The sequence below is a fragment of the Nocardia sp. NPDC059691 genome (genome assembly GCF_042733915.1).
Lineage (GTDB): Bacteria > Actinomycetota > Actinomycetes > Mycobacteriales > Mycobacteriaceae > Nocardia > Nocardia sichangensis.
This window is the reverse complement of sequence record NZ_JBHWFB010000017.1, coordinates 1-17,424: the sequence shown is the minus strand read 5'-3', so window position 1 is coordinate 17,424 and position 17,424 is coordinate 1. Positions and strand designations below refer to the sequence as shown.

General features: G+C 64.2%; 15 protein-coding genes. 8 read left to right on the top strand and 7 right to left on the bottom strand.

What is annotated here, in order from left to right; all coding sequences use genetic code 11:
- Positions 1-10: 10 nt before the first annotated feature.
- From ACFV2O_RS30835 to ACFV2O_RS30810, 6 genes are read right to left on the bottom strand one after another with little or no spacing between them, the layout of a single operon-like run.
- Positions 11-2,350 carry a xanthine dehydrogenase family protein molybdopterin-binding subunit gene (locus ACFV2O_RS30835; protein ID WP_379254995.1) on the bottom strand — a complete coding sequence of 780 codons (2,340 nt, stop codon included), beginning with the start codon at positions 2,348-2,350 and terminating at the stop codon, positions 11-13.
- Positions 2,347-2,844 (bottom strand): (2Fe-2S)-binding protein, encoded by a 498-nt coding sequence (locus ACFV2O_RS30830; protein WP_379254994.1) that lies wholly within the window; start codon positions 2,842-2,844, stop codon positions 2,347-2,349. Before ACFV2O_RS30830 ends, ACFV2O_RS30835 begins: the two co-directional genes overlap by 4 nt.
- On the bottom strand, positions 2,841-3,686 hold the full coding sequence (locus ACFV2O_RS30825; RefSeq protein ID WP_379254993.1) for an FAD binding domain-containing protein: 846 nt from the start codon (positions 3,684-3,686) through the stop codon (positions 2,841-2,843). The genes ACFV2O_RS30830 and ACFV2O_RS30825 overlap by 4 nt, the downstream gene beginning before the upstream one ends.
- A gap of 5 nt (positions 3,687-3,691) precedes the next feature.
- A complete protein-coding gene (locus ACFV2O_RS30820) occupies positions 3,692-4,486 on the bottom strand; it encodes an alpha/beta fold hydrolase (protein WP_379255217.1) in 795 nt (264 codons plus the stop codon).
- A gap of 41 nt (positions 4,487-4,527) precedes the next feature.
- On the bottom strand, positions 4,528-4,968 hold the full coding sequence (locus ACFV2O_RS30815) for a YybH family protein (RefSeq protein ID WP_379254991.1): 441 nt from the start codon (positions 4,966-4,968) through the stop codon (positions 4,528-4,530).
- Between the two features lie 20 nt (positions 4,969-4,988).
- Entirely contained in the window at positions 4,989-5,981 is a 993-nt protein-coding gene (locus tag ACFV2O_RS30810) for an LLM class flavin-dependent oxidoreductase (protein WP_379254990.1), read from the bottom strand.
- A 274-nt stretch (positions 5,982-6,255) separates the two neighbouring features.
- Here ACFV2O_RS30810 and ACFV2O_RS30805 point away from each other — a divergent pair, with 274 nt between their 5' ends.
- From ACFV2O_RS30805 to ACFV2O_RS30795, 3 genes are all read left to right on the top strand, one after another.
- A complete protein-coding gene (locus ACFV2O_RS30805; protein ID WP_039797591.1) occupies positions 6,256-6,813 on the top strand; it encodes a TetR/AcrR family transcriptional regulator in 558 nt (185 codons plus the stop codon).
- 5 nt (positions 6,814-6,818) lie between these two features.
- The gene (locus ACFV2O_RS30800) at positions 6,819-8,075 is read left to right on the top strand and encodes an amidohydrolase family protein (RefSeq protein WP_379254989.1); all 1,257 of its coding nucleotides are present in this window, start codon (positions 6,819-6,821) and stop codon (positions 8,073-8,075) included.
- Between the two features lie 1,081 nt (positions 8,076-9,156).
- Positions 9,157-10,812 carry a hypothetical protein gene (locus ACFV2O_RS30795; RefSeq protein ID WP_379254987.1) on the top strand — a complete coding sequence of 552 codons (1,656 nt, stop codon included), beginning with the start codon at positions 9,157-9,159 and terminating at the stop codon, positions 10,810-10,812.
- Between the two features lie 23 nt (positions 10,813-10,835).
- Here the strand turns inward: ACFV2O_RS30795 and ACFV2O_RS30790 are convergent, their stop codons facing one another.
- The gene (locus tag ACFV2O_RS30790; RefSeq protein ID WP_379254986.1) at positions 10,836-11,171 is read right to left on the bottom strand and encodes a hypothetical protein; all 336 of its coding nucleotides are present in this window, start codon (positions 11,169-11,171) and stop codon (positions 10,836-10,838) included.
- Between the two features lie 456 nt (positions 11,172-11,627).
- Here ACFV2O_RS30790 and ACFV2O_RS30785 point away from each other — a divergent pair, with 456 nt between their 5' ends.
- From ACFV2O_RS30785 to ACFV2O_RS30765, 5 genes are all read left to right on the top strand, one after another.
- Positions 11,628-12,782, top strand: coding sequence for an IS110 family transposase (locus ACFV2O_RS30785; protein WP_379254984.1), 1,155 nt, complete (start codon positions 11,628-11,630; stop codon positions 12,780-12,782).
- Between the two features lie 203 nt (positions 12,783-12,985).
- On the top strand, positions 12,986-14,047 hold the full coding sequence (locus ACFV2O_RS30780) for an IS110 family transposase (protein ID WP_379254982.1): 1,062 nt from the start codon (positions 12,986-12,988) through the stop codon (positions 14,045-14,047).
- 60 nt (positions 14,048-14,107) lie between these two features.
- The gene (locus ACFV2O_RS30775) at positions 14,108-14,488 is read left to right on the top strand and encodes a transposase (RefSeq protein ID WP_379254981.1); all 381 of its coding nucleotides are present in this window, start codon (positions 14,108-14,110) and stop codon (positions 14,486-14,488) included.
- A 579-nt stretch (positions 14,489-15,067) separates the two neighbouring features.
- Positions 15,068-16,525, top strand: a complete 1,458-nt coding sequence (gene ltrA / locus ACFV2O_RS30770) for a group II intron reverse transcriptase/maturase (RefSeq protein ID WP_379254979.1) — start codon at positions 15,068-15,070, stop codon at positions 16,523-16,525.
- A gap of 126 nt (positions 16,526-16,651) precedes the next feature.
- Positions 16,652-17,362, top strand: a complete 711-nt coding sequence (locus tag ACFV2O_RS30765) for an IS3 family transposase (protein ID WP_379254978.1) — start codon at positions 16,652-16,654, stop codon at positions 17,360-17,362.
- The last annotated feature ends 62 nt before the right edge of the window (positions 17,363-17,424 follow it).

Here is a 17,424-nt window from a genome sequence, read left to right as displayed (position 1 = left end):
GGTCCTCTCGTTATATGGTTGCCGACGGATCGGTGATCCGCCGATCGCGTTCCAGCTCTTCGAGCAGTCGTTCGGCGGTGATCGGCACCGAGTCCGTGACCTGGCTGTCGTGTCCGAGTGCGTCACGGATGGCATTGGCGATTACGGCCGCGATCGGGATCACGCCACTCTCGCCGACTCCTTTCGCACCATTGAGCGAGAACGGTGACGGCGTTTCTGTGTGCACCAGTTCGATATCGGGAACATTGGCGGCCAGTGGGGGGAAGTAGTCCCACAGAGACTGGACGGCGGGGTGACCGTCTTCCGTGTACGGCAGGTGCTCGAATAATGTGGCCCCGATACCTTGCGCTACGCCGCCGCGTATCTGCGCGGCAACGATCTTTGGGTTGAGTTGCCGGCCGCAGTCGTGTCCGAAGACGAGGCGTTGTACGTCGACTGCACCCGTGTCGGTGGAAACCTCGACCACAGCTGCGACCGTTCCATAGGAGAAAGCGAATGCGTTCGGATCGTAGCTGTAGGAAGTCTCGAGTCCGGGCTCCATGCCTGCAGGCAGATCTGTGGCTCGGTAAGCGGCGGCCGCAAGCTGCGTAATACTGAGGGTATTGCCGGAGTCGTCCCTGAATCCGTCGCCGATGTCGTGCACGGCGGCGGTATCCTCGACGCCGAGAAGGTGTGTCGCAAGCGCGCGAAGCCGGTTTCGCATCTGACGCGCGGCCGTCATCACTGCCGAGCCCGCGACTCCCGCTCCGCGGCTTCCGCCACTGCCATAGCCGGTGTACGGGCAGGCCAAGGTGTCTCCCCAGACGAGCGAGACGCGAGCAGCGGGAACGCCGATTTCTTCGGCAGCGATCTGAATGAGAACGAGGTCGAGGCCCTGCCCCATCGGCATCTGTCCGGTGAGCACCGTCACTTGGCCCGAGTCGCCGATCCGGACCACGGCGCGGTCATGACCAGGATTGGAAATTCCCATCATTGCCGATGTCAGCGACGGCCCGAAGTTGGTTGCCTCGACGTAGCTGGCTATCCCGACGCCGATCAGTCGCCCGCCTGCGCGTGCGTCGGCGGCCGTTGCACGTGTGCGCGGCCAGTCGATTCGATCGGAAACTTTGTCGAGCAGCTGTCGGTAGTCGCCACTGTCGAGACACAGCATGGCTGGTGTCCAATGGGGTAGCTCGTGGGGCTGCAGCATGTTGCGGCGGCGGATCTCGACCGGGTCGAGATCAAGGCGCCGCGCTCCTTCGTCGAGAGCGCGTTCGATCGCGAACGTGGCTTCCGGCATGCCGAAGCCCCGGTAGGCGCCGATCGGAGTCTTATTGGTGACGACACCTACCAGTTCGGAGAGCGCATCGGCAATTCGATACGGGCCGAACACCATGGCCGCGGTCACTATGCCAGTACCGAGTCCGACCATGTAAGGCGTTGCGCCGCAGTCCAATAGCACCTGTGCGCGCAGTCCGCTGATTGTTCCATCGCTCGCTAGGCCCAGCTCGATGTCGACGGTCGCGCCGCGCCCATGGACTGTGGCGACAAAAGATTCGGCGCGACTTTCGATCCAGCGAACCGGGCGCCGCACCGCCCGAGCGGCGAATGCGACCAGCGTCTCCTCTACGTACGCACATGCCTTGGTACCGAATGCGCCGCCGATGTCGCCGCACACCACGCGCACCTCATGGGGCGCGATCTGCAGGGTGTGGGCAAGCGAAGCGCGGACCTGGTGGGGTGACTGGGTCGAGGTGGTCAGGGTGAGCGCTTGCCCGTCGCTGGTCCATTCGGCCCGGACCCCTCGCGTCTCCAGTGGTAACCCGGCAACCCGATCGTGGCCATATCGGCCGCGGACAACGAGGGCGGCAGCGTCGAGCGCGGCTTCCAGGTCGCCGGCCTCGAACCGAGTCCGGCCGAAGACGTTGTCCGGCCAGTCGTCATATAAGCGCGGTCCATCCGGGTCGGGTCGGATCGATACCGGTAGTGGGTCGTACTGCACGGCGACTAACTCGGCGGCGTCCTCGGCGAGGTAGGGGTCGTCGGCCACGACGGCAGCGATCGGCTCGCCGACGTAGCGGACACGGTCGCCGGCCAAACTCCAGGTCGGTGCGCTCGCTTGAATCGGCGCGTTCCACATCATCTGCATCGGAGAGGTGGCCGGACGGATATCGGAGCCGGTCAGTACCATATGCACACCTGGTGCCGACCGTGCAGGGTCGGCGTCGACGGTGATCTTGGCGTGTGGTTGCCGGGACCGGACGACAACTAGGTGGAGATCGCCGGTGGAGGCATTGTCGGCCAAGTAGCGGGCGTCGCCGGTGAGCAGCCGCGCACGGTGGTTACGTTCGGTCGTGCCTGGGGCGGTCATCGCATCCCCTTCACCCGGTCCGCGATACAGGCGGTTGCCGCGGCCACGATAGGCGCGTATCCGGTGCAGCGGCAAATAACTCCGGCAAGCCGATCTTGTATGTCTTCCGGTGTCAGTCGCGCCCCGTCGTCGATTTCGGCGAGCAACTCTTCGATCAAAACCACGACACCGGAGGTACAGAAGCCGCACTGAAAGGCGCTATGTTCGAGCAGCGTCGTTTGAACTGCCGACAGCTCGCCAGGCGTGGACAGTCCTTCGATGGTGGTTACTTGAGCACCGTCGACCTGCACTGCTAGGACCAGGCACGAGCGGGCTGAAGCGCCGTTTACCAGAACGGTGCAGCTGCCGCAGACGCCTTCACCGCATCCGACGTGTGTTCCGGTGAGGCTGGCGCGTTCCCTGATGAAGTCGGACAGTGAGTACCGTGCGGCGACAGCGGCGCATACTGGACGACCGTTGATGTGAACAGTTATCGGGTGTGTGTCGTGTATCATCGGTTCTCCTCGCGGTACCGGCGCAACAACCGAGCCAGCACGCGCACCGTCAGGCGTGCGCGATGATTGGCGCTGGCCCGTAGGTCGTCGTCGAAACGCAATACCTCCCGTAGGGTGTGCGATGCGCTGTCGATCGACCTGTCGCTCAGGTCATCGAGTATGGACGCGGGAATTGGACTCGGTATCCGCCCCGCGCCGCCGACCACAAGCCGTGGTACGGCATCTACGCGGCGGCGTCCGAGCAAGGCAACGCTGATCAGGGGCGTATCCCCGCGTCCGCGGAGCGAGACCGATTCAAAGTACCCGATGGTATGTAAGGGCGGACGTGCAAAGGTCACGTCGGTAAGGAGTTCATCGGCCCGCAGCGCCGTCGTATACGGTCCGCGGAAGAAGTCGGTCACCGGGATGCGCCTCGCGCCAGCGGTCGACACAGCGGTGAGTTCACCGCCGAGCGCGACCAGGCACACGCCGAGCTGTGCTCCCGGATCCGCATGTGCCAGGCTGCCGACAACCGTGCCGCGGTTGCGCGTGGACACCGACCCGATCCGAGGCAACGCCTGCCGAAGAAGGTCGTAGCCGGCGAGTTCGGCGCTCACTTCAAGTCTGCGCTGGACGACGGCAGCTCCCACCCGCAGGCCCTCACCGGTAGACGTCAGCTGTTGCAGCGCAGCGATTCTGGTGATGTCGACGAGCCGTTCCGGCCGGGCGAGCCGCCGGACGATCAGTGGCATGATGCTCATTCCGCCAGCGAGCAGGCGGGTGCAACGCGAGCCGCCGGAAAGTTCGGTGCAAGCCTGCGCCACGGTGGTCGGCGCACTGTAGCCGAAGTCGACAGGATGCATAGATTTCAGCCCTCAACCACGGAAACGTCCGCCTCGGCCATGGCCAGATGCTCATCAATCCGGTCGGCAACCGTGCCGGGGTCCTCTACATGTGCCATATGGCCTCGACCGGGGAGTATCTCGTGATGCCCGCGGAGAGCTCGCGCGAGTGCCGCACCGAGTGCCGGGGGACAGGTCTGGTCGTACTCGCCCGTCAGCACCAAGGTCGGCGCCTGGACCGAAGCGGCGGCCGCAGACACGTCAGCGGCGAGCGCATCCCGCATGATTCCTTCGATCGTGTCGATGTCACGTAGCGCAGCCAACTGCACAGTTTCGTCGATGACTGCACGATCGGTGCCGGGCGCGAAGCTGGCCTCGGCAACCATTTCGAAGAAGGCGGCGGGCCCCAGCCTGCGTAGCTCTGCAGCGATCTGATCGACGTCGGCGATACCAGCCAGACTCAGCGCCCCACCCACAATCGTGAGAGACCGCACTTGGACTCGTCGCTGCGCCGCCACGGTGATCACGGCCCCGCCACCGAACGAAGCACCGACGAGATGCACCTCGCCCAAGGCGAAGTGATCGAGCACGGTCATGATGTCCTCGGCATAGGTCTGCGCGTCATAGCGGCACCACGGTGCTGAACCTCCATGCCCGCTCAAATCTATGGCGAGGACCGGCCGATCCGACAGCAGTTCCATGACATGTGACCAGTCTCGTGCGGCGCCGTTGATGCCATGTATCAAGACCACTGGGGTTCGGGCGGCACCCGCGGAGCGTCGCAGCAACACGGACAACTCGCCGCCCGGTCTGGGCACCATAACCCGCGCGGCGTTTTTAACCTGCTTGAAGCACGCGGACATCAGTGCCCGCCCATCTGATTGGGCACGTGAGTCGAGAAGTGCACATGCACGAGTTGCCACATTCCATTGTCGCGGCGCCAGATCTCGGTACCACGCATCCCGGCGTTGAAACTGCCGAGATTGCCGAAATCCGCCCGGTAGTGGTTGAGATAGGTCACCCATGCGCAGTCGCCGACCACATGCACATGCTCGTCTCGCAGTTCCGAGCTCATCGCCTCACCGGCCATGATCGACGCGAGCATGTCCCACAGCTGCGCAATATGATCCACTCCGGTGTAGATTGACCCGTTGAGGTTGAACCAGATCATCTCGTCCGGGCCCGACACGACTCGATTCCGCAAATACGTGGAGTCGAGGGGACCGTTGGCGTCGACAAATTCCCTATGGAGGCGCAGAATCTCCTGAGCATCCGTGTCGAGCATGCTGGCAGCGTCGGTCATATCCTCATTCCGTTCGTTCTCTAGGAGAGACTGGAGCCGAGCGTCGGCCGGCTCGCGGCCATTGCTCGGACGAGTTCGGGAATCTGCTCCGTCGGCGCGAACAATGCGACCGCGAGCTCATCGATTCCGGTTTCGGCATATCGGCCCAATGCCTCCCCGATGCCGTCTGGAGGGCACACCATTGCAACTGCATCGATCACGTCGGGAGTGAACACAGGCATCGCCGCGAACGGGCCGCCCTCGCCGACAGCCCTCACGAGTGCCCCATCTGGAATAGCGCCCGCAGCCAGGTACTCCGTGGTCGCCGGGTCGAAGGTGGACAGCAAGGCAGCTACCTGACTCCGGGCCTTGCTCATATCGTCGGTGATGAACGCGGCAACGAGGCTCGTGATTCGGAAACTCGCACGATCACGGCCGGACTCAGCCAAGGTAGTTTCCACACGCTGAACCGTCTGCGCCAAATACTTACGCGAACTGCCAGCGCTGAAGCAGACCCCGTCGGCGTGCCGCGCCGCTGCTTCCACCATGCGCGGCCGGATGGCCATGATGTCCAGCGGTGGGGGTCCCGCCAGGGGGTTCATCTTGAACTGCGTGAAACCAAAATCGCCGTAGTCTGCATTCAAGTCACCGCCCGCGAGCGCCGTGCGAAGAGCCTGGTGCAATGCGATCGTCTCCTGGACCGGTCGACGTGGGCGTTTGCCGAGCTTCGCGATCATCTCCGGCACACCGGTTCCGACAGCCGCTCGGACTCGGCCAGGGGCGATCTCGGCCAATGAGGCGAGCTCCATAGCCGCCACCCCTGGATGCCGACCAGCTGTACTGACGCCCATCAGCGCGAGTTCCAGGCGCTCGGTCTCTCGTAAGTAGACGGTCGCGGGCACGATCGCATCGTGGTTGCAGATGTGCTCGGCATACCAGATGCCGTCGAGACCGCACTCGTCGGCCGCGTGGATCGCTGGAAGGTTCGCCAAAATGGAACCAAAACCGGTGTATGCCAGGCTGATCCGCATCATCTACCTCTTCTTTGGCTGATTGCCTAGTCGGGGCCAGCTTCGCTTGGAACCCCTCGATTGCGGACAACCATAGGTGGTGTGTGACATCATGTCAAACATATAGAAACACTGATCGTGCGACACCAAGTGATAGGATGCGGTTTGGAGCGCTCCGCAAGGTGCGCCAGGAGTTCGATTCGGCAGCCACTCGAACGAGAGGGAAAAGATCTTGGTTACGCGACAGCACGAGCTGAGCGCCCGTCGCCGCGCCCAACGACGAGACGCGCGTCGACGGTTGCTCGACGCGGCGCAGGAGCTGCTCGAGGACCGAAGCTGGTCAGAAATCTCGCTCGAGGAGATCGCCGCCACCGCAGAGGTAGCCCGGACAGCCTTCTACCGATACTTCGAAGACCGTCAGCAGCTGCTGAATGCGATACTCGATGATGTCGGTCTGGAACTGGAGCACGTCGCGGTGAATTGGTGGCAGGACTCCGGCGACAGCATCACGGATCTGCGGCGCAGCTTGGCAGGGCTCACCAAGATCTTCGCCGAACACGGCCGGCTCTTGCAGGCCATCTCCGATACCGCTCGCTACGATCCCGATATGGGGCGGCGCTACCAAGCCCTCGCCGATCGCCTGATCGCCGCGACTACCGAACGCATTGAAAAGGATATCGAGCAGGGCGCTAGCCGGGTCAGCGAACCCCGCGAGGTGGCAGCGGCTCTTATCTGGATGAACGAGCGCTACCTGCTGGCGTCCTTCGGCCGCGCACCGTTGTCCGATCCAGACGTGGTCACCCGAGCGCTCGCTGTGATATGGGTCGGCGCACTTTACGGCCCCGATGTGGTGTGAAGACTATGAACGAGCGGCTTATTGTCCGTGGAGGTAGCGTTTTCGATCCGTTGTCGGGTAGCGCTAGTACCGCCGATGTAGCAATCGAAGGCCAGCGCATCGTCGACGTCGGCCTGGGCATTGATGGCGACTACGAGATCGACGCGGCTGGTTGCCTGGTCGTGCCTGGATTCATCGACTGCCATGTCCACGTAACCCTGGACGAGATCAATGTTCTCCGATTGATCGAGGAACCGTTCTCGTTACGGTTCTTCAGAGCAGCGCGCAACCTCTCACGCACACTGCGAGCAGGTGTTACCACCGTACGGGATGCCGCCGGGGCCGATCTCGGTGTCAAACGCGCGATTTCGTCCGGTCTCATATCCGGGCCGGACATGCAGATCACGATCGGGATCATCAGTCAAACAGGCGGACACGCCGACGAATGGATGGCATCCGGCGGGTGCGTCCACGCACTCTGGCCGTCGCATCCAGGAACGCCGGCTACCACCGTCGCCGATGGCGTCGACGAGGTCCGGCGAACGGTCCGCGAACTGGTGCGAGCCGGAGCAGATGTCATCAAAGTCGCCACCAGTGGCGGCGTGACCAGCCCACGCAGTGACCCGCGAATGGCACACTTTCGCGACGACGAACTCGACGCACTTCTCACCGAGGCCTCCGCAGCGGGTCTGTCGGTCATGGCTCACGCACAAGGCACGGCCGGTATCAAGAACGCCGTACGCGCTGGCGTTCGCTCGATCGAACATGGTGTCTATCTCGATGAGGAAGCGGTCGAAATGATGGCCGCACGAGGGACATGGCTGGTTCCGACTCTTTCAGCTCCGGATGCGTTGCTCCGCCAAGCCCGGCACAGCACCACACTCACCGAAGCGACTCGCGAGAAGATCACCGACGTACTCGAGGCGCACCTAGCATCGGTGCAGCTTGCCCGCGACGCCGGCGTCATGATCGCGATGGGCACTGATGCCGGTATCGCCCCCCATGGACAGAACTTGCGTGAACTCGAGCTGCTATGCGAAACCGGTCTCACACCCACCGAGTCGCTGCGTGCGGCGACGAGTTCCGCCGCCCGTCTTCTCGGTGCGGCAGACGAGATCGGCGAAGTCGCCGCGGGTAAGCTCGCGAACCTGGTTCTCCTGCAAGGCACCGAAATATCGGTGCAGGACCTCGCAAGCCGTGTGCACACAGTTATCCACCGAGGCACAGTTATCGTCGGCAGTACCGATTCAGGGTGTGTACGACTTCAGCGCAACCCGGATTGATGTGGTCAGACCGCGTTGAACGGCCACAGTTTCACCCAGTCTCCGGTGTGCTTGAGGCCGAGGAGTAAGTCCGCTCGATCCGGCGCTAAGGAGTTGCCGGAGATAGTGACATGGTCCTGTGAGGTGACTCGGGACACTATCTGCGATGGCGGGTTGGAGTTGGTCCGACGAGTCGGGTTCAGATACGCCGACTCCAGTGGGTGGTGCGCGGTCGGCAGATGCGGTGCGGATCTACCTGGTGACGATCACAGTGCGTAACATGCGGGCGACGTACGCGGCGGCGTTCGATCGGTTGGTGGCCGATTCAGGGGTGAATACGGATGTGTCCCTCCTGGATCAGGAGCCGGATCGGTCGATCGGTTGGCCCATGTTCGTGTGGGGTGGCAAGTCAGCGAAGACGTTGAGTATCCGGTTGACCGCGCTGGCGTCGGCGTGCGGGTATGGCGGGCGCAGGGCTGGTTGGTCGGGGGAGCCGTTGGCGCGCTCACGGGCGCGGCCCGCGCCGCCGGTTGCAGACAAGGCTTTGAGCACGGAACTGGCCGGCCAGATCCGAGGATCGGATACGCCGCTACGGGAGCCTTGCTGTAGTACATGTTCTACGAATCTTCGGCGTGTGCCGAGGAGATGCTGATGCTGGATGTGCTTGATCTCGACACGGCGTACCGGTGTGCGGTGGTGACCCGCAAGGGGGGGCGCGGGAGGTAACCGCGTGGCAGATCGGCATCGCGCGGTTGTTGCCTCGGATGGTGGGCGGCCGCAAGTCCAGTCCATTGTTCCTCACTGACCGTAAGGCCCGCCCATCGGTAGCCAGCAATGGCGTCGACCCGACCACTGGAGGGCGCGGCCGTGTAACCGCCGCGCCGCTGAGCTGTTCGAGGACCACACCGCCCGCTACCACGGTGGACCACACGAAGCTGTCGGGGCAAACCCGGTGCGAAGCTTCGCCGCGCGTCGGCTGCCCGGACGGGGGATCCAGGCAGGAAAACCGTGCTCGAACTGCGGCTGCGCGTTGAAAGGGTATTTGGTGAGGGGCTTTTCCACTGATGAGCTCAGTGCGCTTTTGCGACGGTTACGGGACGACTTGGAAGAGTTGCTCAGTCGCCGGCTTGGTCGCAGCTTGCACGACAGGTATCGCGGCGACGCTGATGAGTTGCGCCATGCGATGCGCAAGCACGGAGACGCGGACGAGCACGGTGGGCAGCAGATCGCGGCGAGCGCGCGTGAGGTGGAACGGTCATCACACCTCGTCGAGGACGCTCACGATGGTCAGGAGCTTCCCGAGGGGATGCAGGGTCTGCTGGCAGGTATCCGGGCCACCGGTGTGGACGGGGAGACCACGGCTCGGGTCGAGCGGGCGGTGCTGAAGAAGTACTCCGAACAGCGTCGGGTGCGCGAGACCAATCTGGGGCGGGAGTTTCTCAACAACAAGTCCCGCGAGCTTCGCGAGCGGGGCGAGTCCGCGGACGCGGCTGACGCATCGGCGCGGCGCCAGGTGGATGAGTATCTGGCTGGGGAGCGGGCTCAACAGTTGATCATCCGTGACGCGACGGCTCGTACCACCGAGTGGGCGGACAAGATCGGGCTCACCCCGGTGTTGCGTGAGGTCGGCTCCTCGCCCAGGAGGATCGGGCCACGGCACGTCGATGACCTGCTCGAACGCTTTGCAACGCAGAGTGAGCGGGCCGAGCAGCTGCCCAAAGGGTTGAAGCAAGCTGTGGCTCTGATCGAAAACAGTGGCGCTGATCCGCGTGCGGTCGCCGATGCCAAGAGTCTGCTGCACGATCGATACCACGATTACCGGCAGCAGCCGATGGCCAACACCTACCGCGAGACGCTGCTGGAACAACGGGCCGAATTCGCCCGGCACGGATTCCCGCCACATGTGGCAGACCGGCTCGCCGAGCGTCAAACCGAAGCGTTCACCGAGACGGCGAAGGCTCAACGGATGATCGACAGCGTCGCGGCGAACAACACCAGCCAATGGTTCAACAAGATGCAGGCAGCAGCTGAGCGCGACGGTGTCAGCATCGCCGACCGGCTCGCCGCGACACACCGGTACGAGCAACAGCCGCTGTCGGGACCGGAACTCCGCGCGGCCGGTGAAAAGCTCACAGCCATGCACGAGCGCCTGAATGCGACCCAGCAACGCCTGAACACGCTGTTGGACAGGTCACCGGAGTTGGCGGAGAAAGGAGCCGACCGCTGGCAGGCGGGGATCGACGCCCACCGCGACATCGTCACCCGGTTCTCGGACAGGGTGGCGACCCGCACGGCGGCAGGTGACCCGGTCACCCGGCGCATGATCAACGATGCCGCCCTGCAAGGACCCGAGGCGGGAATTCGTGGATACGAGGGTGAGATCCGGATGGCGCAGAAACTAGACAACATCCACGATCTGGGCCCGCTCGTCGATGTCAGTACACCGACCGGCGCCCGGATGGCCAGCGAGGTCGACATCGTCACCGACGAGGGCCGCGTCTGGCACGAAGTCAAGACCAACGACCCCGACTCTCAACGCTCTCACCAGAAGGACCTGGAAGCACAAGCCCGCAGACAACTGGCCATCTCCCACACGAACCCCGAGTACTGGGTAGACGGTAAACCACCAGAACTGAAGATGCACTTCATGAACGGTGTGCACCCCACCGTCAAATCCCGAATCGAAGCCCTCCGGATCGAAGACGAGAACGGACACATCGTTGACGACCACCGCATCGAAGTCATCGACGAGTCATGACCACAGAAATCTCAGAATGACTCTCAGCGCGTCCGCCCGAGGACGAGTACGCCCCTCGCCACCGAGATAGCCTGCTCAATCGTTGTCGTGGGCGTCAGGATCGCGCAGTGGCTGCTGGGTGCCACCGAGGTCGAATACCCGCCCCGCCGATTTGGCCCTGCTGCCGATGACCGACGAGGAGATCCACGCCCGTCGAGCAACTGGCCACCGACCCCGCCCTGGCGGGTCACGTCGCCCTGGCCGCTGAGAACGCCGCCCGCACAGGCGCCATTCGCAGCCTGAAACTCGCCGACGTCGACCTGGCCAACCGGCGCATCACCCTCGCCGAACGGCGTCAACGCCTCGGTGATCTCGGTCACCGCGCCATCCGCCTCTGGCTGGACCACCGCCGCACCACCTGGCCGACCACCGTGAACCCGCAGATGCTGGTCGCCCGAAGACAATTCACGGCACCGCACCGATTACCCAGAGGGCCGTGAGCCTGCGGATGTAATCGAGCGGTTGCACCGTCAACCGGATCCGTCGCGATCGCATCCTCCACGAGGCCCACCGCCGGCCCCGGCCCGCTGCACCTAATGGGAGTTACCGGGCCAGCCAGTAGGGCAGACTCGGTGCCGGTAGCCCCGGCAGGTGAGCACTAACCTCACCTGAACTTCGAGTTCTGGTGTCAGACCGTGCCCCTGCCGGTGGTCGGGAGCGAAACAACTTATGGGATGTCGTGCCCGCCAACAACTTTGGTGTGAGCACTGGTCCATTAGGGCGCTGAGTCTCCCGTCGGCTGCTGACAACCGAACGAGGCAGATTCAGGAGCGTACGTGCTGTTCGTCGGAGACGACTGGGCCGAAGATCACCATGACGTGGAGGTGCAAGACGAACACGGTCAGACCCTGAAGGCAGCCCGGCTGCCGGAGGGTGTCGAGGGCATGAGCCGGTTGCATGAGCTGATCGCCCGATTCCTGCCGCAGGACTCCGATCCCGGCCAGGTGCTGGTGTGCATCGAAACCGATCGCGGCCCGTGGGTGCGTGCACTGGTCGCGGCCGGCTACCAGGTCTACGGGGTCAACCCGAAAACCGCTGCGCGCCATAGGGAATTGATGTCGTTGTCGGGAGCAAAGGACGACAAGGCCGACGCCCGCACCCTGGCCGACCTGCTGCGGACTCGCCGCCACCAGCTACGCCCCGTCGCCGCTGACTCCGACGAGGCCGCCGCGGTCAAGGTCGCCGCGCGCGCCCACCAGACCATGATCTGGGAACGCACCCGGCACATGCTGCGGCTGCGCACCACGCTGCGCGAGTACTTCCCGGCCGCGCTCGCCGCCTACAAGCCACTCGGGCTCGCCGGTGTCGACACCCTCGAGCTGCTGGGCAAGGCCGCCGATCCCACGGCAGCGGCCCGGTTGACGATCGGCCAGGTCACCGCCGCACTGAAACGGGCGCGACGCCGCGATATCCCCGCCAAGGCCGCCGCGATCCAGGCGGCACTGCGCACCGAGCATCTCGGCCAAGCCGACACGGTGGCCGGCGCCTACGCGGCGTCGGTCCGTGCGACGGTCGCGGTCCTAGGCACCCTCAACGAGCAGATCAAGATCCTCGAGGGCGAGGTCGAGTCGTGTTTTGGCCGGCACCCGGACGCTGAGGTCTACCTCAGCCAGCCCGGCATGGGCGTGATCACCGGCGCCCGGGTGCTTGCCGAGTTCGGCGACGCCGAAAACCGTTACACCGACGCCAAATCCCGCAAGAACTACGCCGGGACCGCCCCGATCACCCGTCAGTCCGGCAAGACCAAGACCGTCCACGCTCGGTTCGTCCACAACGACCGCCTCGTCGACGCCCTGCACGCCCAAGCCCACGCCGCGATGCTGCACGACCCCGGAGCCCGTGCCTACTACCAGGAACTACGCGGCCGGGAGATTGAACCGTCGACTTATCTAGTGGCAGCGGTTTCGTGGTCGGGGTCAGCTGCCCCGTAACGTGCCGCAGGAGACCGGGCGGGTTGACTCGTGAACCGTCTGTCGCCCTTGCGGTTGACTTGCCCGTGATGTGTCCACCTGCCCGGTCTCCGTTCACGGTCTGACTCGACAGAGGTGTGACGACAAGCTGCTGTGAGAGGTTCTTGAAGTCGACATGTCGGCCGTGGATTCCCCACCCGGCATGAGACGAGGAACCGAATCTGATGATGCTGATCGGCGTCGATCCGCACAAGTCCACCCACACCGCCACCGCTGTCGCCCCCGCGACGAACTCTGATCGCGGTTCGATTCGTATCGATGCCAGCTTTCGGGGCTATCGGAAGTTGCTGGCCTGGGCGGTGCAGTGGCCCGAACGAACCTGGGCGGTGGAGAACGCTGAAGGTTTGGGCCATCATCTGGCGGGGTGGCTGGTCTCGAAGGGTGAGGTGGTGGTGGATGTCGCGCCGGCCGCGACAGCTCGGATCCGGCAGCTTTCCCGCGGTGGGCGCCGCAAGAACGACCGCATCGACGCCGCTGCGGCAGCGAGTGTCGCGGCCATGCACGGCGATGCCCGTCCGGTGCATGCGGAAACGACCGCCGATTCCCTCGCGTTGCTGGATGAGCGGCGAAAGACTCTGTCCGAGAACAGGACCCGGTCGGTGAATCAGTTGCATGCCCTGTTGCGGGAGCTGTTGCCCGGCGGGGTGCCCACCGATCTCACCGCGGCGAAAGCCTCGACCGTACTGCGCGGCCCGCGTCCGAGCACCGGGACCGGCAAAGTCCGCAAGTCCCTGGTCAAGGACTTGATCGCCGACATCAAGCGCTACGACGCGCAGCTCATCGACAACACCGCGGCCATGAGCGAGCTGCTCGACGTGCACGGCACCACGCTGCGTGAGATCCCCGGTGTCGGCCCGGTGCTCGCTGCCCGGATCGTCGGCCGCACGGGTCGGGCCAGCAGATTTCCAACCGCGGCCGCCTACGCCAACTACACCGGTGCGGCGCCGGTCGAGATCGCCAGCGGTGATTCGACTCGTCATCGTTTGTCACGCTATGGCGATCGCGAACTCAACTCCGCCCTGCACACCATTGCGATGATCCAGATCCGGATGCGTGGCAGCGCCGGACGCGCCTACTACGACAAGAAGATCGCGGAGGGAAAGACACCGAAGGAGGCGAAACGCTGTCTCAAGCGGCGACTGGCGGATCTGTGCTGGCGAACCATGATCCGGGACGAACGACGCACCAAACCAGTCGAACTCGCCCGTCAAGCCGAAGCCGCTTGACAAATACAGAGGTATCACGGGTTGGGGGCCGCTTCTTCCTAGAGGAAGATGGTCTCCATCATGTCGAAGCGTTACCCGCCCGAGGTTCGTGAGAAGGCTGTGCGTCTGGCTCTCGAGCGCCTCGATGAGTACGGCACCCCGTATGCCGCTGCGCAGGCAATCGCGCCGTTGGTCGATGTCCATTTCGAGACGCTGCGGATCTGGATCAAGAAGGCGTTGGCCGAGGGCGCCCGGCCGAGCGGAGCGGCTGGCGCGGGCCTGTCCTCGACCGAGCGTGAGGAACTGACCAAACTGCGGCGAGAGGTCCGAGATCTCAAGCAGGCCAACGAGATCCTGAAGCTGGCGTCGGCTTTCTTCGCGGGGGAACTGTGCGCCACGAGGCGCTGGAGTGATCGAGAGGTGGTGAGAGACCGTCTCCCTCGGGTCGTCGCAGCGGCTTGAGTGAAGCTGGGGGCAGCTCTCGGGCGGAGGACACCGTTCCGGGGGTGGCAAGCGGCCCTGATAAAGGCGGGACGTGCCGGAACTGCCAGACGGTGCGGGTTCGTCGAGCGAGGTCAGAAGGTGCAGCGTGAGCGAATCAGTGGTGGAAGCTCCGTAACCGCGAAACCGGCTCCAATCTGGTGGATATGGGCCGGGATGCAGTGCGCGGAACCTTATAGTTCCGAGGGTTCCGACTCCGTGACCGTATTTTTTTTTCCGACGGGTGCGGAGGCCGTGTCGAAGGTCTGCGGCGTAGGCGCGGCGAGGCTGCCGGAGTAGAGCTGGGTGCCTCCCTGACCGATCGATCATCTGGTGAACGTGGGAACCATCGTGCGGGACCGTTCATTTCGCCCGGGCAGCCGGTCCGGGTGGGGTGTGGAGACTGTGTCCGGTCGAGGACCGTGTGGTGGGGCGGAGGCTCCGTAGTAGTCGCGGGCGGTGACGTGCCCGCCGTGGAGGCCGCGAGAGGCGGCCGCAGGGCGAAGGGGGCCAGCAAGGCAAGCAGTGGAAGTACTGGAATGTCAGGAGGTTTGGTCGCCGGTGAATACCGACGAACTGGAGCAGGTCCTCGATGAGGCTCGGCGCCGGGTACTGAAGATTCAGACGAAGCTGCACCGTTGGGCGGGCGATGATCCTGATCGCCGGTTCGATGATCTGTTCAATCTCGTCGCCGATCCCGCCTTCCTACTGGTGGCGTGGGATCGGGTCAGTGGGAACAAGGGTGCCCGGACGGCCGGGGTCGATGGCCGCTCGGCGTCCTCGATCGCGGCGTTCGACGGGGACGAGGATTTCCTCGACCAGCTGCGGAACAGTTTGAAGGACCGTAGTTTTCGCCCGTTGCCGGTGCGTGAGCGGATGATTCCCAAGGCGGGTGGCAAGTTGCGTCGCCTCGGGATTCCGACCGTCGCCGACCGGGTGGTCCAGGCATCGCTGAAGCTGGTGCTGGAGCCTATTTTCGAGGCGGATTTCCTGCCGTGTTCCTATGGTTTCCGCCCGAATCGCCGGGCTCATGACGCGGTGGCCGAGGTGCGTTATCTGGCGTCCCGTCCTCGTTGTTACGAGTGGGTCGTAGAAGGCGACATCAAAGCCTGTTTCGACGAAATCTCGCATGTCGCTCTCATGCAGCGGGTGCGTCGACGAGTCGGGGACAACCGTGTCCTGGATCTGGTGAAGGCATTTCTGAAGGCGGGCATCCTCACCGAGGACCGCCTGCTCGAGGACACTACCGCCGGGACCCCGCAGGGTGGGGTCCTGTCGCCGTTGCTGGCGAACATCGCGTTGTCGGTGCTCGACGAACATATCGCCCGCTCTGCGGGTGGGCCGAACACCGGCGCGTTGGAACGCGCCCGGCGTCTTCGGCATGGACAGCCGAACTTCAAGCTGTCCCGATATGCCGACGATTGGTGCCTGATGATCAGGGGCACCAGGGCCGACGCCGAAGCGTTGCGCGATGGGATCGCCGAAGTACTGGCGGTGATGGGATTGCGTCTGTCACAAGACAAGACGCGTATCACTCATATCGATGAGGGGCTGGACTTCCTCGGGTGGCGCATCCAGCGTCATCGAAAGCGAGGGACCAGCAAACACTATGTCTATGTCTATCCGTCGAAGAAGGCCGTCGCGGCGGCGAGACGGAAGATCAAGACGTTGTGCCGACAGGTCGCGACCAGTCAGCCGCTGGATGCCCTGCTGCGCCGGGTGAATTCGACGTTGCGGGGCTGGAGTGGCTATTTCCGGGCGGGGGTGTCTTCGGCGGTCTTCTCCTATCTGTCCCACTACACATGGAAGACGGTGTGGCGGTGGCTGCTTCGGAAACACCGCAAGCTGACCCGGACCCAGATCCGCCGCCGATATTTCGATGGCGGATGGTGGCCGGTCACCGAGAATCGGGAGCTGATCAACCTCGAGAAGGTCGGCACGACCCGATACCGCTATCGCGGATCGGTCATCCCGTCCCCCTGGCCGGACGCTGAGGAACGGGAAATAGCCGCTGCCTGAACGGGTCTCGCGGAGAGCCCGGTGCTCGGAAACGGGCACGCCGGGTTCGGGAAGCGGCTCGGGAAGACGGAACAACCACATGGTTGTCACCGCGTCCCGGGCCGACTTCACCGACCCGCGACACCGGTGATCGTCGGGTTCATCGATGAATACCGTCGGGTCTACGGTGTCGAGTCGATCTGTCGTGCGCTACGGGCGCACGGAGTGCAGATCGCGCCGAGGACCTACCGCAAAGCCCGCCACCGACCACCCTCGGCCCGCGATATCACCGACGCTTACCTCGAGAACGCGTTACGAGACCTCGCGGGCAAGCCCGAGCAAATGTACGGACGCCGCAAAATGACCCGCTACCTGCGCCGCCAAGGCCACGACGTGGCGTTCTGCACCGTCGACCGGATCATGGGCGAACTCGGGCTCAACGGTGTCGTGCGAGGCCGCAAGCATCGCACCACGATCCCGGGCAAGGACGGCGTGCGCGCCACCGACAAGCTCAACCGCGACTTCACCGCCCCCGCTCCGGACCGGGTATGGGTCGCGGATTTCACCTACGTCTCGACCTGGACCGGATGGGCGTATGTGGCGTTCGTGTTCGATGCTTACTCTCGCGCGATCGTGGGCTGGACCGCCGCGGCCACGAAGACGACAGCGTTGGTGGACAAAGCTCTCAACATGGCGGTGTGGCGGCGCGGCCACTACGGGCACCCGGTCGAGCCCGGACTCATATTTCACACCGACGCGGGCAGCCAGTACGTCTCGGTGAAGTTCACCGAATCGCTCGCCCTGCATGGTCTGTCAGCATCGGTCGGCTCGGTCGGCGATTGCCCCTTATCCGGCTAATATCCACCTATTTCCCTGGTCAAGGGGGGTTCGGAGGCCTTCGGCGATTCGTGTGTTCGCGT